At 69.4% G+C, this 22,867-nt stretch carries 21 protein-coding genes and 2 pseudogenes; 12 read left to right on the top strand and 11 right to left on the bottom strand.

The genetic code is table 11. The annotated features are described in order from the left end of the window. Positions 1-310: 310 nt before the first annotated feature. The 3 genes from K2224_RS15055 to K2224_RS40500 all read right to left on the bottom strand — a co-directional run bounded on the left by K2224_RS15055 (position 311) and on the right by K2224_RS40500 (position 2,850). A complete protein-coding gene (locus K2224_RS15055) occupies positions 311-1,468 on the bottom strand; it encodes a cytochrome P450 (RefSeq protein ID WP_221907031.1) in 1,158 nt (385 codons plus the stop codon). A 117-nt stretch (positions 1,469-1,585) separates the two neighbouring features. Further along, positions 1,586-1,999: a prenyltransferase/squalene oxidase repeat-containing protein gene (locus K2224_RS15050; protein ID WP_260693459.1), complete on the bottom strand. Its 414-nt coding sequence runs from the start codon at positions 1,997-1,999 to the stop codon at positions 1,586-1,588. Next, the gene (locus K2224_RS40500; protein WP_260692649.1) at positions 1,996-2,850 is read right to left on the bottom strand and encodes a hypothetical protein; all 855 of its coding nucleotides are present in this window, start codon (positions 2,848-2,850) and stop codon (positions 1,996-1,998) included. The genes K2224_RS15050 and K2224_RS40500 overlap by 4 nt, the downstream gene beginning before the upstream one ends. Positions 2,851-3,670: 820 nt before the next feature. Here K2224_RS40500 and K2224_RS15045 point away from each other — a divergent pair. Both K2224_RS15045 and K2224_RS15040 read left to right on the top strand, forming a co-directional pair. Next, complete coding sequence (locus K2224_RS15045) at positions 3,671-4,915, top strand: cytochrome P450 (protein WP_221907029.1); 1,245 nt, start codon at positions 3,671-3,673, stop codon at positions 4,913-4,915. Continuing rightward, a complete protein-coding gene (locus K2224_RS15040) occupies positions 4,912-5,616 on the top strand; it encodes an HAD family phosphatase (RefSeq protein WP_221907028.1) in 705 nt (234 codons plus the stop codon). The genes K2224_RS15045 and K2224_RS15040 overlap by 4 nt, the downstream gene beginning before the upstream one ends. 285 nt (positions 5,617-5,901) lie before the next feature. On the opposite strand, the gene K2224_RS15035 is transcribed toward K2224_RS15040, so the two are convergent. Next, a protein-coding gene (locus K2224_RS15035) for an IS5 family transposase (RefSeq protein ID WP_399020043.1) occupies positions 5,902-6,731 on the bottom strand; the annotation gives its coding sequence in 2 pieces (ribosomal slippage) (positions 5,902-6,395 and positions 6,395-6,731; 831 coding nt in all). Then, entirely contained in the window at positions 6,718-7,065 is a 348-nt protein-coding gene (locus tag K2224_RS41615) for a MarR family transcriptional regulator (protein WP_399020041.1), read from the bottom strand. The genes K2224_RS15035 and K2224_RS41615 overlap by 14 nt, the downstream gene beginning before the upstream one ends. 140 nt (positions 7,066-7,205) lie before the next feature. Here K2224_RS41615 and K2224_RS15025 point away from each other — a divergent pair, with 140 nt between their 5' ends. Further along, complete coding sequence (locus K2224_RS15025; protein ID WP_221907027.1) at positions 7,206-7,766, top strand: lipoprotein; 561 nt, start codon at positions 7,206-7,208, stop codon at positions 7,764-7,766. 57 nt (positions 7,767-7,823) lie between these two features. Here the strand turns inward: K2224_RS15025 and K2224_RS15020 are convergent. Continuing rightward, positions 7,824-8,174: pseudogene (locus tag K2224_RS15020) on the bottom strand (IS5/IS1182 family transposase); the annotation flags it as partial. A gap of 174 nt (positions 8,175-8,348) precedes the next feature. Between K2224_RS15020 and K2224_RS15010 the strand changes: the two are divergent. The 5 genes and pseudogenes from K2224_RS15010 to K2224_RS14990 all read left to right on the top strand — a co-directional run bounded on the left by K2224_RS15010 (position 8,349) and on the right by K2224_RS14990 (position 12,762). After that, a complete protein-coding gene (locus tag K2224_RS15010; RefSeq protein WP_221907026.1) occupies positions 8,349-8,723 on the top strand; it encodes a DUF6262 family protein in 375 nt (124 codons plus the stop codon). A 160-nt stretch (positions 8,724-8,883) separates the two neighbouring features. Continuing rightward, entirely contained in the window at positions 8,884-10,086 is a 1,203-nt protein-coding gene (locus tag K2224_RS15005; protein WP_221907025.1) for a serine/threonine-protein kinase, read from the top strand. A gap of 348 nt (positions 10,087-10,434) precedes the next feature. Further along, entirely contained in the window at positions 10,435-11,205 is a 771-nt protein-coding gene (locus tag K2224_RS15000) for a GNAT family N-acetyltransferase (protein WP_221907024.1), read from the top strand. Positions 11,206-11,223: 18 nt separating this feature from the next. Continuing rightward, positions 11,224-12,216, top strand: a pseudogene (locus tag K2224_RS14995) (MFS transporter); the annotation flags it as partial. 189 nt (positions 12,217-12,405) lie between these two features. Then, entirely contained in the window at positions 12,406-12,762 is a 357-nt protein-coding gene (locus K2224_RS14990; RefSeq protein WP_221907022.1) for a hypothetical protein, read from the top strand. On the opposite strand, the gene K2224_RS14985 is transcribed toward K2224_RS14990, so the two are convergent. Then, positions 12,734-13,990 carry an erythromycin esterase family protein gene (locus tag K2224_RS14985; protein WP_221907021.1) on the bottom strand — a complete coding sequence of 419 codons (1,257 nt, stop codon included), beginning with the start codon at positions 13,988-13,990 and terminating at the stop codon, positions 12,734-12,736. The two genes, K2224_RS14990 and K2224_RS14985, sit on opposite strands and share 29 nt — an antisense overlap. Before the next feature lie 135 nt (positions 13,991-14,125). Here K2224_RS14985 and K2224_RS14980 point away from each other — a divergent pair, with 135 nt between their 5' ends. Then, positions 14,126-14,617 carry a hypothetical protein gene (locus tag K2224_RS14980; protein WP_221907020.1) on the top strand — a complete coding sequence of 164 codons (492 nt, stop codon included), beginning with the start codon at positions 14,126-14,128 and terminating at the stop codon, positions 14,615-14,617. A 107-nt stretch (positions 14,618-14,724) separates the two neighbouring features. Here the strand turns inward: K2224_RS14980 and K2224_RS14975 are convergent, their stop codons facing one another. Together K2224_RS14975 and K2224_RS14970 are read right to left on the bottom strand one after the other, a co-directional pair. Continuing rightward, entirely contained in the window at positions 14,725-15,579 is an 855-nt protein-coding gene (locus K2224_RS14975) for a terpene synthase family protein (protein WP_260692647.1), read from the bottom strand. A 704-nt stretch (positions 15,580-16,283) separates the two neighbouring features. Then, positions 16,284-17,264 carry a GlxA family transcriptional regulator gene (locus tag K2224_RS14970; RefSeq protein WP_221907018.1) on the bottom strand — a complete coding sequence of 327 codons (981 nt, stop codon included), beginning with the start codon at positions 17,262-17,264 and terminating at the stop codon, positions 16,284-16,286. A 71-nt stretch (positions 17,265-17,335) separates the two neighbouring features. Between K2224_RS14970 and K2224_RS14965 the strand changes: the two genes are divergently transcribed. After that, on the top strand, positions 17,336-18,010 hold the full coding sequence (locus tag K2224_RS14965; RefSeq protein ID WP_221907017.1) for an HD domain-containing protein: 675 nt from the start codon (positions 17,336-17,338) through the stop codon (positions 18,008-18,010). A 47-nt stretch (positions 18,011-18,057) separates the two neighbouring features. Next, positions 18,058-18,480, top strand: coding sequence for a Rid family hydrolase (locus K2224_RS14960; protein ID WP_221907016.1), 423 nt, complete (start codon positions 18,058-18,060; stop codon positions 18,478-18,480). Between the two features lie 470 nt (positions 18,481-18,950). On the opposite strand, the gene K2224_RS14955 is transcribed toward K2224_RS14960, so the two are convergent. Beyond that, positions 18,951-20,405, bottom strand: coding sequence for an amidase (locus K2224_RS14955; protein WP_221907015.1), 1,455 nt, complete (start codon positions 20,403-20,405; stop codon positions 18,951-18,953). 143 nt (positions 20,406-20,548) lie between these two features. On the opposite strand from K2224_RS14955, the gene K2224_RS14950 reads away from it, so the two are divergent. Continuing rightward, complete coding sequence (locus K2224_RS14950; protein ID WP_221907014.1) at positions 20,549-21,154, top strand: TetR/AcrR family transcriptional regulator; 606 nt, start codon at positions 20,549-20,551, stop codon at positions 21,152-21,154. Between the two features lie 188 nt (positions 21,155-21,342). On the opposite strand, the gene K2224_RS14945 is transcribed toward K2224_RS14950, so the two are convergent. Continuing rightward, the gene (locus K2224_RS14945) at positions 21,343-22,836 is read right to left on the bottom strand and encodes a DUF2079 domain-containing protein (RefSeq protein WP_221907013.1); all 1,494 of its coding nucleotides are present in this window, start codon (positions 22,834-22,836) and stop codon (positions 21,343-21,345) included. Between the last annotated feature and the right edge of the window lie 31 nt (positions 22,837-22,867).

Genomic DNA, 22,867 nt, shown 5'->3' with positions numbered 1-22,867 from the left:
GGATTGTGGCGATGGCTTCGATGCCGCCGGCGGCGCCTTGCAGGTGGCCGAGGGCTCCCTTGGTCGGCCTGCAGCACGGGAGGGAGACCTCGTTCCTGGGGCGGCCTACGGCGCGCCTACCCGGGATCGGGGCAACCGTTGGGGGAGAGCGGTCCGGCCGACCCGACGCCGAGTCCATGGTCCGGACGGTGCCTTCCCGGGCGGTGAACGCCGCGCTGCGCCTGTGCTGGCCGGGCCTGGGCTGTCGGCGGGGCTGGGAGCGTGTCCGGCCGGGGGCACGCTCTGGGTGAGTCGCCGCTGTGGTCCGCCGTCACGTGCGCCCCAGTGTGCGTTCTCCTTCCGGGCCCGGCTGCCAGGGTGTGAAGGCGATGGGCAGTTCGGCGATGCCGTAGACCACGCGATGGTCGTGGGTGCGGATCTCGTCAGGGGCGGCGGCGAGCCGCAGGTCGGGGAAGCGGCGTAGGAGGCTGGTCAGCAGGGTGCGCAGTTCGATGCGGGCGAGGTGGTCGCCGATGCAGCGGTGGGGGCCGTGGCCGAAGCTGAGGTGTTTGACGGCGTTGGCGCGGTGGGGGTCCATGCGGTCGGGGTCGGTGAAGTGGGCGGGGTCGCGGTTGGCGGCGGGCAGGTGGAGCACGACGCGGTCGCCGGCCTGGATGGGTTGGCCGGCGATGGACAGGGGTTCGCGGGCGACGCGGAGCAGTCCGAACTGCAGCGCGGTGGCATGCCGGAGGGTCTCCGCGACGACGCCGTCGACTAGGTGGGGTCGGTGGTGCAGGGCCTGCCACTGGCCAGGGGCGCGGAGCAGGTGGAGGACGGCCAGGGCGAAGGCGTTGGTGGTGGTCTCGTGGCCGGCGATGAGGATGAGCTGGGCCAGCGCGGCGATCTCGTCGTCGGTCAGGGGGGTGCCGTCGGTCTGGGCCTTGACGAGGCCGCTCAGCAGGTCGTCGCTGGGGGCGGTCCGCTTGGCGTGGATGAGGCCCAGGAGGTAGGACTTCAACTCTGTTTTGGCGGAAAGAAGTTGTTCGCGGGTGCGGTCGAGGGAGAGGAGTTCGCGGGTGAGTCGCTGGTAGAGGTCGCGGTCGGTGAAGGGGACGCCGAGCAGCTCGCTGATCACCAGTGCGGGGACGGGCAGGGCGACGGTACTGATCAGGTCGGCGGGGCGGGGGCCTGCGGCCAGGGCGTCGAGGTGGTCGTCGACGATGGCCTGGATGCGCGGGGCGAGCTGGTTCATCCGGTGGGCGGTGAACTGGCCGTTGACCAGGCGGCGCAGCCGGGTGTGTTCCGGCGGGTCGCTGGTGAGCAGGTCCAAGGGGCGTAGGGCGGCCATCTCCTGGGGGGTGATGAGGCTGGCCCGTACGTGGGAGTTGAGGTGGGGGCGCCGGGAGCTCAGCCGCGGATCGGCCAAGCCGGCGCGGACGTCGTCGTAGCGGGTGACCAGCCAGCCCGGCGGTCCGTCGGGGAAGGCCATGGGGTGCCACCGGGAGGTGGGTGCGCAGCTGCTGGAAGGCGGCGGGCAGGCCGAGGGGGTCGGGCCGGTCGACGGGCAGCGCGATCGGCTGGGGCTGGTTCTCGTGGGTGTCGGGCACTACCAGTTCCAGTCACTGTCGCAGCCGGTAAGGGCCAGCAGGGCCCAGGTGTCGGAGAAGACCGGCGCGTCGAAGGGCAGCGGACGGGGCGCCACTTGGTCGGGCGGGGCGGTGAAGCCGCCGTTCGGGTCCTGACGGGAGATCAGGTGTGAGACTCCCGCCCGCACCAGCGGGTCCTGGTTTACGCGCGCGCCCATGGCCGACAGGGCCAGCAGGCTGTAGCAGGTGCTGGCGATGTCGCTGAGGTCCCCGGGCCGGTAGCCCCAGCCGCCGTCGGCGTTCTGCGCTTCGGCGAGGAACCGGTGGGAGGCGGTGCTCGCGTGGGCGATGCGCGACCGTAGGTCGGTGCGGGCCGGTTCGGGCATCGAGTGCAGGGCCCACATCGCCCGCCAGATGGTGTTGGCTTCGCTCAGGCTCCAGCTGCGTTCGAAGGTGCCGTCCTCGTGCTGGGCGTCGAGCAGCCAGCGGGCGGCGCCGGCGCCAGGCCGGCGGGCCCGGTGTTGAACACGGCCAGGTTCGACATGGGCGGCACGCCGCCGTCGACGTTCAGGCACCCGAGCAGCCCGCTGACACCGGCCTCCGTCAGCGGGTGGGCCGGGGCGAATTCCTGAACGGCCAACAGCGCCGGCAGGTGCGCCGCCAGATAGTTCTCCCATACCGGGGCACCACTGGAGCCCAGCAGCTCCAACAGCCGCTCCCGCTCCAGGTCCGTGACCTCCGCCCCCCTGCCGAGCCTGTACGCGACCAGGACCCGCACGCTCAGCATGATCATCTCGATCCAGGAGACCGTGTTGTCCTCCCCGGGACCCGCCAGCCGAACCGGCTGCAGCATCGACTCGTCGAACGGCACCGCACCTGTCGCGGCGAGGTAGGCGTCGAAGAGCAGCCGCTTGCGCGCGATCGAGAAGTGGTCGAAGCCGGCCAGCAGTTCCTCGCCGACCACATCAGCGCCGGTCGTCCGGCCGTGCAGTACCGCCTGCGCCAACGCGCTGTCGAAGGCGGTGGCCTGCGCCGGGGGCGTGGCCAGGAAGTCGACGAGGCGCCGGACCGGACCGGGATGGCCGCCGCGCCGGCGCAGCAGCACGAGCAGTAGCGCCGACTCCAGCGCGCGGCTGGCACACGGCTGTCGCACCGCGCCATCGGCGTCGACAGCGGCGCCAAGGTGCGCGGCCACCCGGTCGCGCACGGCCGCGAGCCCGACCGGAGCCGGTGGTGCCACACGGGTCGTCCGCAAGCCAACGGCTTCGATCTCATCCGTCGTCATCGTCGCTCTCCCCTACAACGTCGCCAACCCCTGAGACCCCTCACGCCCGTTGTCCCACAGCGAGCGGCGCCTCACCTGGAATCGCCGATCATCGAGTCCCAAAGCATGAGAAGGCTTGACGACAGGGAAGTCACCCCGGTACAGGCCCCGGAGAACGTTCCACCGCACAGGCCGAACATCGCGGAGGCGTGCTCGGTCGCCCCCGTGAGCAGGAAGCTCGGCGCCGCCGGAGCATCGCGTGCCCGCCGTGCACTCCCACCCCCGACAACGAAGCGCCACCAGGAGCAACGGCGACTCCGGCGTCCGGCTGGCACGCGGCCGCCGCACCGCCCTGCGGCGTCGATGGCGGCCGCCAAGCGTACGGACTCCGCTCCCTGACGGCCGCGAGTTCCACGGGAGGCGCACACCGGCGCGCCGGCCGTACACGGACCGGCCAGCGAAGTCCCGCCCCTCGCCGTCGTTACATTCTCCTGCCGGGGACGGCCGGTTCGCGCGAGGCTGACACCGCTCTACGCGAGTGACCACCCGGCATCGCGTCACCGTTGCCGAGGTTGATCGGCGGTCCCTTGGTCACCTGTTCCACCACCCTGTGGAACGGGGAGGTGAATAACGCCACGTGCACCGGCGAGCTGTGCGTCGACATAACAATTGAAGGCATTCCTTCCGAGGTTTCAACAGAAAGCGAGGGGGAATGACACGGCGGATCTGCTGTTGAAAGGGGAGGGCTCGTGCGACGTATCCAAGCCGTCGGTGGCGATCAGACCCTGGCCGCTCGCACCAGGTGCCTGAGCTCTGGTCGCTCCAGCTCTCCGGTCCTGTCATGAGCGGCGCCATCTCGGAGTCGAAGGAACGGGGCGAGGATTTCTTCGACCCTTATGGCGCCCAGTGGGACAACCCCTTTCCGGGTCTGCGCCAGGCCCAGGAATTCCAACCGGTATTCTTTTCTTCACAGCTGGATGCCTGGTGCGTCACGCGCTACGACGACATCGTCGCAGTGCTGCGGGACACAGAGAGCTTCTCTGCCCGTGAGCACAATCCGCGGCCCGTCGCCGAACTTCCTCCCGAAGTGGAGGCGGTGCTGAAGTCCTGGCGGGGGCAAGGGGTCTCGATGGGCTCCCTGGATCCCCCTGAGCACGGCCGCGTGCGGACCGCCGTCAACGTCGGCTTCACGACCCGGGCACTGGTCAGTTACGCACCGCGCATCCGCGCGGTGGCCGCCGGCATGCTGCAACGCCTCACCACCGCACCGGACTTCGACCTCGTCGACGAGTTCGCCCGCCCGTACGCGCTCACCGCCGTCCTGAGCGTGCTCGGCATCCCCGAGGAGTACCACGAACGGTGCCGCACGTGGAGCGAGCAGCGCCTGGACCTGCTGCTGCGCCACGACCTCGACCCCGGCCACGCCGTGCAGTGCGCCCGAGGACTGCGGGAGTACGGCGAGTTCGCCACAGCCATCACCGCCGAGCGCCGGGCCCGGCCGCAGCAGGACCTCATCTCCTACCTGTTGCACGAAGCGCCGTCCGGGCATCAGCTCACCGCCGAGGAGGTCGCCGCCCAGATCCCCGCGTTGATCACGGCCGGGCACGAGACCTCCGCCCAGGCGCTCGGGTCCACCGTGTGGCAGCAACTGCGCTCCGCCGGAGGCTGGCAGGAGTACGTGAGCGGCGCCCTTACCACCGACCGGCTGGTGGAGGAAGGGCTGCGTTTCGACACCGCCCTGTTCGGCATGTACCGGACGACGCTGCGTCAGGTGACCATCGCCGACACCGTGCTGGCACCCGGCAGCCGACTGCTCCTGCTGTACGGCGCGGGCAACCACGACGCCAGCCGGTACGCGGAGCCCGACCGCTTCCTGCCCGGTCGGACGTCGGCCGCCCCGCACCTGGCCTTCGGGCGCGGCATTCACTACTGCATCGGCGCCCCTCTGGCGCGCATGGCACTGGGGATCGCCCTGGAGGAGCTCGCTCTCCACATACCCGGCCTCGCGCTGGTCCCCGGCACACGGCCGCGCTACCGCAGGAACTTCCCGCTGCGGGCCGTCGGCGGTCTGCGGGTGCGACCGTGAACGGGACCCGAACGCCGCCCGCCGCCGTCGTCTTCGACCTCGACGACACCCTGACCCTCGACAACTCCCTCTACCTCACCGCCGGGAGGCTGGGGACGGACCTGCCCGCACTCGCGACCCTCATCCACGACGCCCACAACGGTGAGGTCTCCGAACTCGCGCACCGGTTCTTCTCCCTGCTCACCTCGCGAACGCCGACCGTCACCCGCACGATGCTGACGGACGCCTTCGCCGCGGTCCGGCTGCGTCCCGAGGCGGTCCCCCTCGTGGCAGCCCTCCAGGCCACCGGCCATCCGGTGGCCCTGATCTCCAGCTCCTTCGACCTGTACGTCGCCGCCATGGCCCAGCGGCTGGGGGTCGACGACTCCTACAGCAACATCCACCTGCGTTTCGATCCCGGCGGCGTGCTCGTCCGCACCGACCTCACGGTCTCCGGCGACCAGCTCAAGCATCGGCAACTGCATGACTTCTGCCGCCGGCACCGACTGGATCCCGCTCGTGTCCTCGCGGTCGGGGACAACGTCAACGACCTGGGCCTGTTCACCTGCACCGGCAACGGGGTCCTGCTGCACAACGCGGCCAACTCCTCCCTGCGGCCGCACGCCCGGCATGTGATGACAGACCTCCGCGACATCACCACCCTCTTCCCTCCAACCGTCCAGGCGGCCGTGCAGCGAGCTCTGAAACAGGAGGCCGGATGAGCCCCGAACCCCGCGCGGCCGAGGAGCCGGCCCGCCAGGTGGTCGCCATCACCGGTGGCGCCCAGGGCCTGGGCTCGGCGCTGGCCGAGGTCTTCGCGAATTCTTTTTGCCGCCGGACACGCTCTGGGTGGGAGCGTCAACGTCGCCCATGCGGCCGCCCTCGCCGTGACCACCACCGCAGTCACCCTGTGGCAGCGTTCCCTCGTCCCGGCCGTGGCCGCACACGGGCTCTACGATGCGTGCGCCTTCGCTTGGGGGGACCGTGCTGGGAGATGTCTTCAAATGTCACGCCCACATCAGGAGCGATGCGAGGGTGACGGCTGCTTGATAGGACTCGACGGTTTTGTCGTAGCGGGTGGCGATGTCACGCCATTGCTTCAACCGGTTGAAGCAGCGTTCGACCACGTTGCGCTGCTTGTAGAGCTGCCTGTCGAAGGCCGGCGGGCGTCCGCCCCGGCTGCCGCGCCTGAGCCGGTTACGGATCTGGTCGGCCCGTTCGGGGATGGTGTGGCCGATGCCGCGCCGCCGGAGCCAGGCGCGGATGGCCTTCGAGCTGTAGCCCTTGTCGCCCAGGACGTGGGCGGGCCGGACCCGTGGCCGTCCGAGACCGACCCGGGGAACCCGAATCGCCTCCATCACGGCGGTGAGCTGGGTGCAGTCGTTGGTGTTGCCACTGGTGACAGTGAAGGCGAGCGGGCGGCCCAGGGCGTCGCACGCCAGATGGATCTTGCTGGTCAGACCGCCCCGGGACCGTCCGAGTGCGGGCTCGCGCAGCCCCCCTTTCGGGCCCCGGCAGCGTGCTGGTGGGCGCGGACCACGGTGGAGTCCACCGACACGAGCCAGTCGATGTCCCCGGCTGCGTCCGCCCTCGCCTGGGCCTCCCGCAGCATTCGCTCGAACGTGCCGTCCAGGGCCCACCTGCGAAAACGGGTGTGCAGCGTGGCCCACGGTCCATACCGCTCCGGGATATCACGCCAAGCCGTGCCGGTACGGAACTTCCACACGATCCCGTTGAGCACGGTCCGATCGTCCAGCCGCTTCCTGCCCCGCGACGACTCAGGCAACAAGGGCCGGACAAACTCCCACTCGGCATCGGACAGTTCATGGCGACGTATCACCCAACCATGATCCACCACTCAAGATCATTTGAAGACGCGGCCTAGGCCGAACCGTCCCTACGGATGTGCCCCGACCTGTTCCCTGAGGCCGGGGCACATCCGTGTGCTTCGACCAGCTGGAGCGCCGGTTGTCCGGTTCGGCCAGGCGGCGCACCAGTCCCGCCTCCTCCAGGGCGTCGATGAGGGGCGTCACGGCTCGTGGCACCACGCCCAACCGCTCCGCCAGTTCCGTCATCTGTGGCGATGTCCCACTCCGGGCGAGAAGGCCGAGCACCCGCTGCGCAGGGGTGATCCCGAAGGGTGCAAAGCGTTCCGTCTGCCGGGCGCGCACCTGTTTGGCCACGCCGATATTCCGGCCGCCCAGCCTCTACTGCATCAGTTGAGTCGATTTGCGGAAGTCGGCTACCGTTCGGCGGAATCAGAGGGAGGGAGATCCAGGTGTCGAGCCGCATACGACGATGGACCGCTGGGGTGCTGGGTACCGCGCTGGTAGCCGAGGCTGTCCTGGGCTGTGCGCGGGACGAGGGCGAGCGCGTCGCGTCGATGGGCGGTGCCCGTTCGGCGTGCGCGTTGCCGGTGACGTTCAAGGTGGGCGGACCCTGGAAGGCGAAGCCGCTTGAATCGATCGACTCGGGCACGAAGAAGTGGTTCCACTTCTCCTATGTCTGCAAGCTCGAACTGGGGACAGGGAAGGAAATGGTGGAGCTCACCGTCGACATCGACGACCTCAAAGGAAACAACCCTCGCGAGGTGTTGGGCGGCCACGACGGCGAGCACATATCCAGCCATGGCGAGTACACGCACGAACAGCACATAAACGAGTCGACGACGGTCGCCGAACAGCCGGCAGCGGAAATGGACTACCGGATGGACCCGCCAGCAGAAATACCCGACATCTGGGTCCGGAAGCTCGCGGTGGTGGCGCCAAAGGGCACCATCGTGGTGGAAGTACAGAGCAACGACCCCGGCGGTAAGGAACGTACCCGTCAGGTGTACGACCGGGTGAAGTCCTCCATGCGGGTTGCCTCCTGACGTCTGCGACCTTCATCCGGTGGGAGATCCCGGACTAAGAGCGACCGAGGATTGGCATCATCTCAGGCGGCGTGCGGTTGGGCGGTCCGGCCACCGGTATAGGTTTCTGGCCTGCCGAATCAGCGCGCGAACGGTGACGAATGCAGCGGCAAGGTAGAGGTAGAAGTCGACTACTCGGCCGTCTCGCTCGAAGCAGCGTCGTATCTTTCCGTAACCGTTCATCCAGGATTGGGTGCGCTCGACCACCCAGCGTTTGCCGACTTGGATCGGTGCTGGCACGCCCTTGCGGGCGATCTTGCCAGCGAGGCCCTGTTCATCGAGAACCCGGCGGCTGGGCTTTCCGTCGTATGCGGAGTCGAGATGCACGGTGGCGTCAGTGGGTAGGTGCCCAATCTGATGCTTGGCGGCGTGAGTTCCTGCCGCAGCACCGCGAGCAACGGCAGCAGCTGCTGCAGATCGTCTCGGCCGCCGAGGTCCGCGGGCAAGCGCGCGTGGTCGAGATGAACCGCCAAGTCCTCGACAATCTGGAGAAGATCGTCACCGGCCTGGAGTCCGGCCCCGGGCAGTCGGAGGCGACCGCCGATGCGAGCTGACAACATCCAGCACATCGTCGACGCCGCCCGCCGCCGCAGCGAATACACCCGCGCCAAGGCCATCGAGGCCCTCCGCGCCCTCGATGCCGCGGGCGAGCCGGTCACTTTCGAGACCGTTGCCAAGCGGGCCGGGGTGTCCCAGCCGTGGCTTTATGCCCAGCCGGACCTGCGAACGGAGATCGAGCAACTGCGGGCAGCACACCGCCGAGAGCCCAGATCACCGATTCCCGCACGTCAAGGCACTTCCGACGCTTCCTTGCCGCGGCGCCTCGAGGCTGCCAACGCCCGCATCCGGCGGCTCACCGAGGAGAACCAGCAACTGCGCGAGCAACCGCCCACGCACTCGGTGAACAACGCGCCGTGACAACTCGCACCAACCCACCACAAGCAGGAGCGGGTAATCCCAGGCGGGGCAACTCGCTCGCATCGTCTTCACCTCAGTGACGTGGTGGACCCGGGTAAATGTTTCATGTGCGCGGCCAGTCCCGAGACGAGAGACACTCGCAGGCTGGTACGGACGGGACATGGTAGATACAAGAAGACGTCAAGGGCGTTTGGGGGAGGACCAGTTGGAACGGTTCGGATCGTACGCCGTGGTGCGGGAACTCGGTGCGGGCGGGATGGGCACGGTCTACCTGGCCCGGTCGCGCGGCGGGCGTCTGCTGGCGGTAAAGGTGGCTAGGCCAGAGTTGGCCGCAGACACGGCCTTCCGGGCCCGGTTCCGGGCCGAGGTGGACGCGGCGCGCAAGGTCGGCGGCTTCCACACAGCGCAGGTGGTGGACGCCGATCCGGACGGGGAGCCGCCTTGGCTGGCCACGGCGTATGTGCCGGGCCCGACACTCGCCCACTTAATCGCCGCCGAAGAGCACATGGCCGAGGGAGAGCTGCGACAGCTCGGCGCGGCGCTGGCGGAGGCGCTCCAGGCGGTACACAGATGCGGGCTCGTGCACCGCGATCTGAAGCCGGGCAACATCATCATGGCGCCGGACGGTCCACGAGTCTTGGATTTCGGCATCGCCCGGGCCATCGAGTCCACCCGGCTGACCATGACAGGCCACGCCTTCGGCACTCCCGGCTATCTCGCGCCCGAACAGGCGGAGGGCCGGGAAGTGACCGGCGCCGCCGATGTGTTCGCCCTCGGCGCCGTCCTCGTGGCGGCAGCGGGCGGCAGCGCCTTCGGCGAGGGCACACCGATGATGCTGATGTACCGCTCGGTGCACGCGGAAGCGGACCTGTCACCAGTCCCCGAAAGCATATGCGGGATCGTCGGGGCCTGCCTGGAGAAGGACCCGGCTCGTCGCCCCACCACGGAGCAACTGCTCGACGCGTTCACCGGGGTCGTGGACGCCTCGCACCCGCCCACCCTCGTGGCGCCACCGCCCACCCTCGTGGCACTGCCCACCGAGGACGGTCCTGGAAAGGCCCAGGAACTCCTTCCCGAGGACGCCGAATTCTTCCAGGCCGAGGACGACGAGCGTGCCATGGTCATCGATGCCCACGGGGTCGAGATCAGGCTGGTCGGCCTCAATGGCATCAGCATCGACTTCCCCTGGAACGAAATCGCGAGCATCGGCCACACTCTCAAGGACGCCAGCCTGCAATGCACGCTGTTCATCGAGTGCACCGACGACGTTCCGTACGACTGCACGCTGACCGCACCCGACGACGTGACGTACGACAGATGGGCACGGCACCTGCTGGACGTCCTGAATCACTACTGCGAGTAGGAGCATGCCTCGGTAACCGGCGACCCGCGCGCGTTCCGTGACCATTCGTATTCCAGGTCAGTGGCCCCTCGAAAGGAACTGCTCCCATCCCAGATCTATATCGACCAGCCCGTACTGAAAGAACCCCCAGTGCCCTCACCCGCTACGTCACGGACCACCACCACGACGCAAACACACAGGTCAACAGCCTGCCGAGCAGGCGAACTCAAGGTAATCCAGCAGCAATTCGGTCACGAGTGTGACAGGTCCACGGCCATCTACACGCACGTCAGCGACGACTTCATGAACACCGCCCTGAGCAAGGCCCTGGCCCCGGCGTTCGCCGGCGTCTGACGAGGAAGGACCGACATGAACGAAGCGGTCAAAACCGAGGTTCTGGCGGAACTCGACGCGCTGCGGCGCGCGAGCGGTGTCGCCGCCGGACACGCCGACCTGGTGCGCGAGTACTCGGCGGACGGCTCGGAGTGCCGGATCGTCTTCGCCGACCTGGCGGACGGCGAGGTCGTGGAACTGGTCCGCGGAGAGCGGGAGCTCGCCCGGTCCGGCGGCTACACCCTGGAGTGGAAAGTCTACGGCCACGACAGGCAGCAGGGCCTGGCTGCCGCGCTCGAAGAAGCGGGCTTCGAGCCCGACGAGGAGGAGCAGGTGCTGATACTCCCAGTCGCCGAGGCATCATCGTCCCTCTTCGGCACCTCGGACTACGAGGTACGGCAGTTGACCGACGACGCTGCGCTCGACGACTACGCCGAGATCTCCCGCCAGATCGGTCGGCGTAACGCGGACGAGGAGCGTCGGCAGCTGGCTCGGCTGCTCGAAGAGCAGCCTGACGCGATGAGCGTGCACATCGCCTATGCCCAGGGCGAGCCGGTCTCCTGCGGACGGGTCTACTTCCAAGCTGGCAGCCCTTTCGCCGAGCTGGCGGGCGCCCGGACCAAGACGACCCACCGTCGGCAAGGCTTCTTCACCGCAGTGGTCGGCTCCCGGCTGCGGCAGGCCAGGGAGCGCGGCTGCCGCCTGCTGGTCACCGATGCGCTGCCCACCTCTGAACCAATCCTGCGCAAGCGCGGTTTCGAGGTGGTCACCTTCACCCGGCCATACATCTTCGAGCCGGACAACTGAGCGCCTCGGTGCGCCGACGCCGTGGTCGCGGCGACGGGTGCGCTCTTCGTCATCCGTGAGCCCGCCGGCGGCCGCCACCGCGCACCACTCGACATACCGGGCGTCCTGCTCGCCACCACCGGCCTGCTGGCGCTGGTGTATGGCTTCACGCGTGCCGGGTCCGCCGGAGGGCCGGATACCCTGACAGTGTCCGTGTTCGTCGCCTCAGCCGTGCTGCTCTTCGCCTTCGTGCTCACCGAGGCGAAGGTGCCCTTCCCGCTGCTCCCCTTACGCGTCCTGACGGAGCGCAACCGCGCCGGTGCCTACCTCGTGCTCGGACTCGCCGCCGTTCCGATGTTCGGTCTCTTCCTGTTCCTGACGTACTACCTCCAGCTCGTGCAGGGCTACTCTCCAGTCCGGACGGGCTTCGCATTCCTGCCGGTGATCGCCGGCATGATCGTCGGCTCCACGCAGCTCAGCCCTCTCCTGATGCCCCGCTTCCCGCCACGCCTCGTCATGGCGCCGGGACTACTGATCGCCGCGGTCAGCATGCTGCTCCTGACCCAGCTGGAGGTGGATTCGGCGTACGCGGATCTGCTCCTGCCCGCGCAACTGATGTTCGGCGTCGGCATGGGCACGGCCCTCACGCCCGCCATATCACTCGCCACGCACGGCATCGAGCCGCACGACGTCGGGGTTGGCTCCGCCATGGTCAACGCCTCACAGCGGGTCGGCGGCGCCGTCGGCACCGCCCTGCTGAACACCGTCGCGGCCTCCACCACGACGGCCTACCTCTCCGTGCACCCGGCAGACGCGACCAATCCGGCCGCACACCAACTGCTCCGGGCTCAGGCCCTGGTCAACGGCTGCACACAGGCCAGCTGGTGGGCGACCGGCATCCTCGTCGTGGCCGCCCTGATGTCCACCGTGCTCGTGAACACCGGCGTTCCACAGGGCAGTCCGTTGCCCGCACCCGGCAACGCGGCCAGCACGGCGGACACTGAAGGCGCGGCCCAAACGCCCCAGCGATGAGGTTCCCGATCGGCGGGGACCGGGATCGGCGGGCCGACGGCATCGAGCAGCACCCCACCAGCAGGAGCGTCGATGAGGGAACTCCTGGACAAGTTCGAGACTCGCCAGCGGCTCGTCCGCGAGACGGCCGAACGGCTGCGTGCCCAGATCGCCCACCTCACCGAGTAGCTCACCGCCGCCGAAGGCACCTTGAAACGCCTGGAGATCACCCGACAGACCCTCCTGGAACTGGCCACCGAGGACGGCACCCCACCGCCCGAGCCGCTGCCTGCCGGACGTAGCAAGATCCTGGCCGCCATCGAGAACGCCGGGGAAGGTCTCCGTGCCAGGGACGTCTGCCTGGCGCTCGGCCTGGGTGCCGAGCCGCGGCACACCGAAGGCACCCGAGCCAAGCTGAAGCGCCTGGTGAACCAGGCGAAGGCCCGCGTTCGGTATGGGCAGCACCGAGCCCGCCGCTTTGGGCCGTGGGCAGGCGGGGCCTCCGTCGGGAGGTCCCGCCTGATCGGGTTCGGGTGGGTCAGAAGCGCACTGTGCGGTCTCGGGTGACTGTCGGGACGGCGATCACGGCATCGAATGCCTCGGGGACTGGGGTGCTCAGATGGGAGCTCTGGAACCGGATCCCGTTGAGCAGTGGTGCCCCCTGGGCGTCGCGAGGTGCGTGGCGCAGGTCGGTCAAAGTGATCTGGTCGGCGAGTCCGGAGTCGGCGAGGGCGGCCTCGACGCTGCCGGGCTCGGCAGGCTCAAGGTGGGTTTCGGCGAGGGTGAAGCCGACCGCGGTGCTTGGGTCGGGGTACATCTCCGGCACATGGTTTGCTGTGTGGACGAGGGCCACTGCGCGGTAGTCCTGGCCGAGCATCCGGTGGAGGTGCTGGCCCATGGGAAGTGTGGTGAGGCCGCCGGCGAACTCCAAAGAAAACGCCGTCTTGTGGATGTGGTTGTTGTGTGCCGCAAGGACGATCCGGGACCCCGGTTCTGTGTGATCAAGGTGCCAGCCCACGGATTCGGCCATGTAGATCTCTCGCACCGACAGGTCCGCCGCCAAACCCCGGCCGGACAGCAGGGCGTTCATCGCCTGGTACATGTAGTCGGTGTGGCAGGCTGCCTCCACCCGGCGCCTGGCGATGTCGAAGCGGCCCTGGCTGCTGCGGGAGACGTAGAGCGGCTCGGCAGCGCGCAGCCGCAGCAGCAGGCGCGCCAGTGTGGCGGTAAGTTCGTTCTGCTCGTCGGCAGGCAGAGCCGCCCACGCGGGGCCGGCCGCGGCGCCGGAGCCGCAGTCCTTGAGGAACCGGTCGCTGACGTCAAGGACCGTATCGACGAGGGGCAGTGCGTCGGGGTCGACCTCGCGCAGGTAGTCGGCCACGGGTTCCAGGGCGGGTCGTAGTGCGCCGCCGGCTTCGGGGACGTCGATGCCGGCGAAGCGCAAGGGGTGGGCGCTGGTGCGGTTGTGGTGGCGCAGCCAGTTCATGAGGTCTGCGGCGCCCCATTCGGCGGCGGCCCGGCTGACGTTCGCCAGGTCGCCGTCATCGCCCCCGCCCTGGAGCCAGCGGTCGAGGGGGAAGGCTTCGCTGAAGCCGAACTCCATGGCGAAGACGGTGAATCCGCAGCGTTCGGCGAGAAAGCGGAGCACCCGCTGGCGTGCGCGGGAGAACTCTTCGACGAAGTGGGCGCCCTCACCGATCGCGATGACCCGGGCGTCGCCGACGATCTCCCGGAGCACTTCGAGGTCGTCGAGGGGGTGCTGCGGATCAAGAGTGGTCAGGGTGGTGGAGTGCATGCGGAACCAATCGGCAAGCACGGCACGGGAAGAACGAGAAGAAGGCTGAACAGGCACAGCTGGAGCTCATTTCTCGGCTCGGAGGTTCAGGACACAGCCGCCTGTCCGCACGCGGGCGGACGCGGCGGCGCGACGATGCGCAGACGCGACCGGCACCGGGCCATTGGCCAACGGCGCGCCGCGTTTGTCGACGAACCCCGTCAGAGAAAGTTGCTGAAGACTGCCATGATCGAAAAACTAACACTGGGCGTCGCACACGAGCACGCGAATTTTCCGGTGCTTGATCGCGTGGCCGGGGGCTTCCTCGTGGCCGACGCCGTCGGGTACCGGCCGCCCCCGCCCGGAGCGGTTGCCGAGGCCCCGCTGAACGCGGCCGACCCGCCGATCTGCCGAGTGGAATTGTCGGCGCTCGCGGACGCCATCGACATCGTGAACGCCTACGCAGAAACCGCGCACACCGTCGCGGACCTGACGGAGCTGCGCGATGCGGCGACGGCCGCCTCCCTCAAGAGGTGGGGCCGCGCCCCTTGGTGCTGCTCCCCGGACCCGGACCCGGACGCGGAGCAGACCGAGGCCGAGCCTGACATCGCTGCCGAGTGGGCAGCAGCCGGCGGCCACTACCGCTGAGTGGTGCGGTGTTCCGGCCAAAACGCCGCATCACTTACCCACGCGCAGTGGTCCATGTTGGCGTTTGCCCGGCAGTGCCCTCGCCGCCGCGGAGTCCGCAGCCTCGATCACTGCTCTGCCACCCGCTCGACGGCGTCCGCGCACATCTCGGCGAACTCGTCGCCGTAGCGCTCCACGCTCTGGTGCCAGTCGTGCGCGCCGCGCATCAGGGTGCGCAGCGCGTCGTGGTCGTAGCGTTCCAGGGCCGTGCGCTCTGCCTCGTCCAGTCCCAGGCTCTCGGCGAGGGCCGGCAGCCCCTGCTCCAACTCGACGAACCGCTCTGTCCGTTCCTTGACCATCGTGCGCATCAGTTCCATGGCCGCGGTGCGTGAGCACCGGCGCTCGCCCTGGAGCAGGAGCACCAGGTTGATCTCGCCGACAGCTTCTTCCTTCTCCACCGACACGATGTCGTTGTCGAGGATGACCACCTCGGCGGCGAGCTGCCGCAGGTCCCCCAGCAGCGGGCTCGCGAGGGCGCGGGCCGGGCACTCGTAGTGCCCGACGCGTTCGGCCATGTCCAGCACGGGCAGCGCGCCGATCGTGCGCGTGCGCAGCGCGAGGTGGTCCGCTGAGGCCGGGGGCCGCACTCGGCTCCGTGCGTGTGCCTCGCCCACGTAGCCATCGAGGTACATGCGCCAGTCGGTCGCGGCCCGGGCACGCCAGGCCCCGGACATCCCGGCGGCGCTGCGTCCCCACAGGTCCGCGAACGCCCGGGCGAGCGGATGCTGGGCCGGGCCCGGGCCGTCGAGTGTCGAGGCGACTTCCCGGACCAGCGCTCGTACCGCGTCGGGGTCGGAGCCGACCGGCCCGTCGAAGTGGTCATCGAAGAGGAAGTACCAGCTCTGCTGGTCCACGGCCAGGTCCAGTTCGGGCCCGGTGGCCGTGGGATGGAACCGGGCTGCCACGTCGGCGTATGCGCCCATCAGGTGCCGGCGCTCGGCTGCCGGGCCCGGCAGAAGTCCGTGGGACCGGGGCCACGCAAGGTGCACGCGACGCGCACGGTCGGCATCCGGACTGATCCGGCCAGGGAAGGGGATGTGCAGGTCCATGCCTTGGGGCACGAGCTCTCCAAAGGTCATAAGGCGCGGGCATACGGAGCCGGACAGCAGCGAAACAGCCAATGGCTCCGGAGATGATCATGGATTTCCCGGCCGTCGTCCAGACCGCCCAGCAGCGGGTCCTCCTCAGACGCCGGGAGCGTAGCCGCGTCGCCACCGGGCGGCCCGCGATGCGCATCCGTGCCCCATCGCGCTCCACGGTCTCGCCCGGCAGGATCAGCAGGCTTGGCTCGCTTGCCTGCCACGCGCCTCCGACGCGGCGCGCCTGCACCGCCGCACCTCGCGCCCCGGCCATGAACACCGTCGGGCCGGGACGATGCCCGCCCAAGGTCGACTGCGTCCATTCGGCCCCTGTCCGGCAAAAAGCGGCCGCATTGGCCCCGTTGGGCCTGGCGGGACCAGCCGCGGATCGACCCCTCGATCGCCTTGCAGTGGCCCTCCCCTCCAGGCATGCCCGTCAACCGGCGCGTGTGTAGCGCGCTTGACGTTTCACTTGATCCAGTACCCCTTACGGGTCGGAGCCGTGACCCGGCAGGTCCGCAGAAATGGGTGGGCGCTCGTGGCCATTCTCAGTCCGCGCGCGGGACTGCTGGTGAACAGGCCGGACTGTGCGACGTCGAGCGTGCGAAGGTGCGGCGGTAGGAAGTGGGGGTGGTGTCCAGTGCGCGCCGGAAGTGCAGCCGCAGGTTGGCGGCCGTGCCCAGCCCGCTGTCCCGCGCCACCTGTTCCACCGAGCGGTCCGTGGTCTCCAGCAGTTCCCGTGCCCTGCCGAGCCGGGCGTTGAGCAGCCACTGCAACGGGGTCGTGCCCGTTTCCTCGGCGAACCGCCGCATGAAGGTGCGCTGCGAAAGGCCCGCGTGTCGGGCGAGTACGCGCAGCGTGAGCGGCTCGCCGAGCCGGTGCAGGGCCCATCCACGGGTACCGGACAGCGACGCCTCACCGGTCACCGCGACGGGAGCCGGCACGTACTGGGCCTGCCCGCCGTCTCGGTGGGGGGCGGCGACCAGGCCGCGGGCGATCTGGCTGGCGGCCTCCGCTCCCAGGTCGCGGCGCACGATATGCAGGCACAGGTCGATGCCGCAGCACACCCCGGCCGAGGTGAGCACGTCGCCCTCGTCGACGTAGAGCACGTCGCGGTCGACCGTGACGGCCGGGAAGCTCCGCTCGAACTCGTCGATGTGCTTCCAATGGGTCGTGGCGCGCAGTCCGTCCAGTACGCCTGCCGCGGCCAGCGCGAAGGCGCCCGTACAGATCGACACCACACGCTTACCTCGTTCGCGGGCCTCGGCCAGGGTGTCGAGCACGGCGTCCGGCAACGGGAGGATCGGTTCGAATCCCGGCACGATCAGGGTGTCGGCGGTGCGCACCTGTTCCAGAGTCCCGTCGGCGACCAGTGCGAAACCCGCGGTGGTCGCCACCTTCGTCTCCAGCGCGCACAGGGTCATCTCGTAGGAGGTTTCCGGCCGGGTGGTGAAGATCTGCGTCGGGATCGCCAGGTCGAGTGGGGTGACCCCGTCCAGCGCCAGGACCGCGACTCGATGCACTGTCATGGCAAGATTCTAACGAAGTATGGAATTTTTGCCTCTCACCAGGTCAGGGCGGTCGCGGTCAGGCTGAAGACATGACCGGACCTACCTACGAAGCGACCGACGACCTGATCAGGCTGCCCGGCACACCGCTTGCCGACGCCGTCATGAACCTCATCCGACCGGTGGAAACGCCGTCCGTCTTCAACCACAGCATCCGCAGCTACCTGTTCGCCCGGCTGGTTGCCGGCCGCCTCGGCCTGACCGTCGGCCGCGACTACCACGACGACCTGTTGTTCGCCGCGTGCGCGATGCACGACCTCGGCGTGGCCTCGGACGGCCCGCACAGCCAGCGGTTCGAGGTCGAAGGCGCCGACCGGGCCGCCGCATTCCTGATCGACCACGGAATACCCGCAGCCGACGCCGACCAGGTCTGGCAGGCCATCGCCCTGCACACCTCCCCGGGCATCGCGGAACGCCGCGGCACGCTGTGCGTGCTCGTCCGCGAAGGCGTCGCCCTCGACTTCGGCGGCCCACTGGGCGCCGGACACGTCGACGCCGTCACCGACAAGCAGGCCGACGCCGTGCACGCCGCCTATCCACGGCTGGACATGATCCGCTCACTCACCGACGCGATCGTCGCGCAAGCCGCGAAAAAGCCGAAGAACGCACCCCGATACGCGATCCCCGGCGAATTCCTCCGTGAACGCGAGACCTTCGGCCGGACCCGGCTGGAGCACGCCTGCCGTTCGTCCCGCTGGGGCAACTGACTCCACGGACTCCACGACCCCGTCAACAGAGAAAGGGCAGCGCCGCAATGACCATCCACACTGTCGAGGTCCCCGAGGACAACGCAGTCTTCGGGCAAACCACCAGCGCCTTCGCGAACTTCGGCTATTCCGCGGCGGTTCGCGCGCACGGCCTCCTGTTCATCGCCGGAACGATCGGTCGCCGCGCCGACGGAACCATCCCGGACACCATTGAAGAGCAGACCGAGATCGCCATCCGGAAGATCGAGGAGATCCTTCGACTGGAGAACCTCGACACGTCCGCCCTCGTCGACGTCACCAGCTACCACGTCGACATCCGCCAGCACCTGCCCGGCTTCATCGATGCCAAACAGCGCCTCGTCAACGCGCCCTACCCGACCTGGACGATCATCGGGGTCAGCGGACTCGCCAGCCCCGGACTCCTCATCGAAATCCGCGCGACCGCCGCGTATCCCGACGCATCCCGATAGACCGCCGCCCTGGGCCCGCTCTCCGGCCCAGGAGCCCGTCACGGCGGACGTGAGGTTCGCTTCTGTACCGACCGGAGTCACCGCCCCGCCGTCTGAAGGCCGTTGAAGCAGGCAAAACGCGGAAGAAGGCCGAGGAGAGCACCAACCTGCTCGCTCTCGAACTCACATCCGGCGCCCTTGGCCTGCTCATCAGTCAGAACTCCACCGGCCCACTGGGACTTCGAGGAGGGCGAGTGGGGGGCTGGGGTGGCGACGGGCCCCGGGTGGATCAGCGGTCGGCTTCCGCCTGCTTGACGATGTGGCGGAGCTCGCCGCCGTGTCCGGCGAGGGCCTTCCGGCCGGTCGGGGTGAGCGCGCGCCAGGCGCGCCGGCGGATCTTTGAAGGCGGGCAAGACCGCGCTGCGGCCGGAGCCGGAAGCGTGTCGCGCGGGTCCACCGCCAGACCCGTCACGGGACCCCTCGGACACGTCCTAGCAGGGGTCGTGGTGGCTGCTCGCCCACACGGCGGGGGTTCGCTGCGCCCAGGGAGCGGCCTGTTCCAGCTGTCCGGCGAGACGGAAGAGGACGTCCTCGCGTCCGAATCCCGCGGCGAACTGGATGCCGATGGGGAGTCCGGTGGCGAGGTCGGTCTCCAGGGGGACGGACATCGCGGGGGTGCCCGCGACATTGAACGCGGCGGTGAAGGGCGAGCGGTGGAGGAGTTGCTCGATCCAGCCGAGACCGTCGGCGCCCCCGGCACTCCCGGCGTACGTGCCCAAGGGGACGGGCAGTTCGGGCAGGGTCGGGGTGAGCAGCACGTCGTAGTCGGTGAAGTACTGGCCGATCGCGCGCGCGACGCTGTTGCGCATCGCGAGCGCGTGGACGAACTCGGCCCCGCTCACCTGTTGTCCGTAGGCGTAACTGGCCAGCGTCTCGGGTTCGACAGTGGTGGAGTCGACGGGTCGTTCGAAAGCCGCGGCGAAGCCGTCGATCCACGTCACCAGATTGGTGCTCCAGAGGCGGGCATTGGCCAGGATGAACTCCTGCCAGCTGACGCCGAGGCCAACCTGGACCTCTTCCACCTGGTGCCCCAGAGACTCGGCGAGTCGTGCGGAGCGGAGTGTGGCGTCGACGACGGTGCCATCGACGGCCCGACCGCCCCAGGGTCGCGTAAGGAGGCCGATCCGCAGGCTTCCTGGGGAGCGAGTGATCTCCTGTGCGTAGGGCCGCTCCGGCCGCGGGGCGAAATAGGGGTCGCCGACCTCGGGGCCATGGACGAGGTCCAGTAGCGCGGCGCTGTCGCGTACCGAGCGGCTGAGCACGCCGTGGACGGCGAGCCCGTTGAAGACCTCGTCCGCGTCGGGGCCCATGGAGATCCGGCCGCGGGTTGGCTTCAGCCCGAACAGACCGTTGCTGGCCGCGGGGACACGGATGGAGCCCGCTGCGTCGGTGGCATGCGCGATCGGGACGATGCCCGCGGCGACGGCGGCTCCCGAGCCGCCGCTGGATCCGCCAGGGCTACGGGTCGGGTCCCAGGGGTTACGGGTGGCTCCGTACAGGACGCCTTCAGTGGTGGTGCTGTACGCGAACTCCGGAGTCGCCGTGCGTCCGAGCGTCACCAGCCCTGCGCGACGGAAGCGTGCCATGAGCGACGAGTCGGCCCCGGCGACGTTTCCGGCGGCGATACGGCTGCCCAGCTCCACCCGCTTGCCGGCCATCGCGACGGCAACGTCCTTGATCAGGAAGGGCACCCCCGCCAGTGGCGTACCGCCAGGAGTCGGCGTGTCCTGTGCGGGCCAGGTCTCGACGACGGCGTTGATCCGTGGATTCACCACGTCGGACGCCAGCTGGGCGGTCGAGGCGAGCTCGGCGGGAGTCACTTGGCCGCGAGCCACCAGGTCTGCCAGGCCGACGCCGTCGTAGCTCACGTACTCGGAGAGCTTCATTTTCGTCCGTTCAGGAGGATCGGTACCGGTTGGCGATACCGATCGGTATCTCATGAGACCGATCGGTATCGTGTGGGACTGAGCGGTACCGTAGCATTGCGGCCAGGGCGGTGGACCACCCCACGGGACCGATGAGGGGCCGTATGGCGAACAGGGACAGAGCCAGCAGGCAGAGCAGGGTGGCCAAGTTGCCGCCCCGGGAGCGGATCCTCGACGCGGCGGAGCACCTCTTCTCGCGTGAGGGGATCAAGGCGGTGGGTGTCCAGGCGATCGCCAGCCGGGCCGAGACCACCAAGATGGCGCTGTACCGCCATTTCGCGACCAAGGACGCGCTGGTCGAGGAATGGCTGCGCATCGTCGCAGCCGACTACACCGCTGTGTTCGACCAGTTGGAGACCGCACACCCCGACGAGCCCCGGGCACAGATCCTGGGGATGGCCCGGTTCATCGCGGACGGACTTCCCGAGATCTCCCACCGCGGGTGTCCGTTCATCAACACCATCGCGGAACTGCCCGACCGCACCCACCCGGCGCGTCGGCTGATCGAGGCCCATAAGGCCGGCCAGGTGCGCCGGCTCACCGACCTGTGCGCCCGGGCCGGGCTGCCCTACCCGGACGAGGCGGCCGCGGAGATCACCTTCGCCCTTGAAGGAGCCCAGGTAAGCGCCCAGAACGGAAGCATCGAGCACGCGGGTGAGCGGCTCATGAGGATCGTCGAGGCTGTCCTGACCTCGAAGGCCGCCCCGTGAAGGGGCACGCCACGAAGTGAGGAGGCACGTAGCTGGGCAGGGCAGGAACCCTGCGCAGCTAACGGCGACCGATGCGCGGAGGCTCTGCGGCCACGGCAAGAGGCGCGTCTGCGGCCTCCAGGATGATCCGGCCGTCAACTGCGGGGCACTGTGAGCGACTGGTGGGCGACCCGGGCGCCCTGTGGTGCTCAACGGACGAGGTGGGGTGGAGCGGTGCGGCGCAGGACGACGTAGCCCTGGTCGGCGTAGACGCGGTGGTAGCCGACGGCTGTGGCCTGGTTCACGACGGTGCGGGCCTCGCCGGCAGGCCAGGCGTCGGAGGTGTCCGCGACGATCCAGTCGGCCGGGTGCCGCCGGGAGGCCAGGTGGTGGTCCAGGACGCCTTGGGTGGCGAGATGGACGGTCGTCCGGTCGGTGAGATGCGGGGCAAGGCTGTTGCTGGCGAGGACGTGGGCGCCGTCCGGTATCCGGGCCAGGGCCGCGCGTGCCGCGACCGTGCGCGGGGTGTCCTGCCACAACCCGGTGGTGAACAGCTGCGACAGCGGGAACGCGAGGGTGAGCGCGGCAGCGATGACAAGTACCAGGCCGGGAACAGCGGTTGCGGCCCGTGAGCCGAACCGCGTTCCGAGGGGTGTACGGGCGGGCGCGCGTGACAGGGCGGCGGCGGATGCTCCGTCTCGTGCCCGACGGGTCCGTGCCAGGGCGTCGATCAGGGCGGTGAAGACGATCGGTGCCAGTACCGCCGAGTAGTGGTACTGCGTTCCCCAGTAGGCCGGGTTGTCGGAGGCCAGGCGCCAGCCGAGCGTCGGTAGGGCGGTCAGCAGCAGGGGGCTGCGCAGGGCGAGGAACGCCGAGGGCAGCAGGATCATGAACACGGTGACGGCCTTGGTGCTCGGGGTGAAGAGCCGAAGTGCCCTCTCCCAAGCGTGGGAGAGCATCGCTGCCCACCCGCCGTCCGCGTCGGCGGCCAGGTAGCCGTACGTCCCATCGGGGCTGAAGTGCGGGATGATCGCGAAAACGGTCAGGGCCATCGCGACCGGGCCGAGGACGCACAGCACGGCCCCGGCCCGCCGGTGGCGGCGCAGCAGCAGGAAGCCGAAGGCGCAGACGGTCAGTCCCATGTCCTCCTTGACCAGCAGGAGGGCCGAGGCCCAGCACGCGGCCCGCACCCAGCGCCCATCGAGGTAGGCGGTCAGGGCGAGAGCCAGTAGCGGTACGGCGAAGGCGACCTCGTGGAAGTCGAAACCGATCAGTTGCTGGAGCGGCCAGGACAGCGCGTAGGCGGTGCCCAGGCAGGGAGCGGCCAACCGGCCGAGGCGGGCGAGGTGGTGTGCGGCGGCGCGGGTGAGGGTGTACGCCGAGGCGGCCACGAGTGCCGCTTGGGCCACGAGCAGGACCTCGATGTGCGGCAGCAGCCGGTAGACCGGGCCCAGCAGCGCGAGGACGGGGTGGAAGTGGTCGCCCAGCAGCGGGAAGCCGTCCGCCGCCAGGCCCGCTCCGCCGGTCGCCGTCCGTATCTCGGAGACGGGCAGGTGCCCCTCGGAGTAGGAGCGGACGGCCTGGCCGAAGATGCCCAGGTCGTAACCGGTGGTGCGGAACTGGGCGTGCCGGCGCAGCGCGAGCACGCTGTAGATCACGAACGCGACAACGGCGACGGTGGCGGCCACTGTCCTGGACCGCACGGCCGACCGGGCCCCTGACAGCGCCGGCTCT

This window comes from Streptomyces sp. BHT-5-2, assembly GCF_019774615.1.
Classification (GTDB): domain Bacteria; phylum Actinomycetota; class Actinomycetes; order Streptomycetales; family Streptomycetaceae; genus Streptomyces.
Note: the sequence above shows the minus strand (reverse complement) of the source record. Positions and strands in the feature narration are given on the sequence as shown.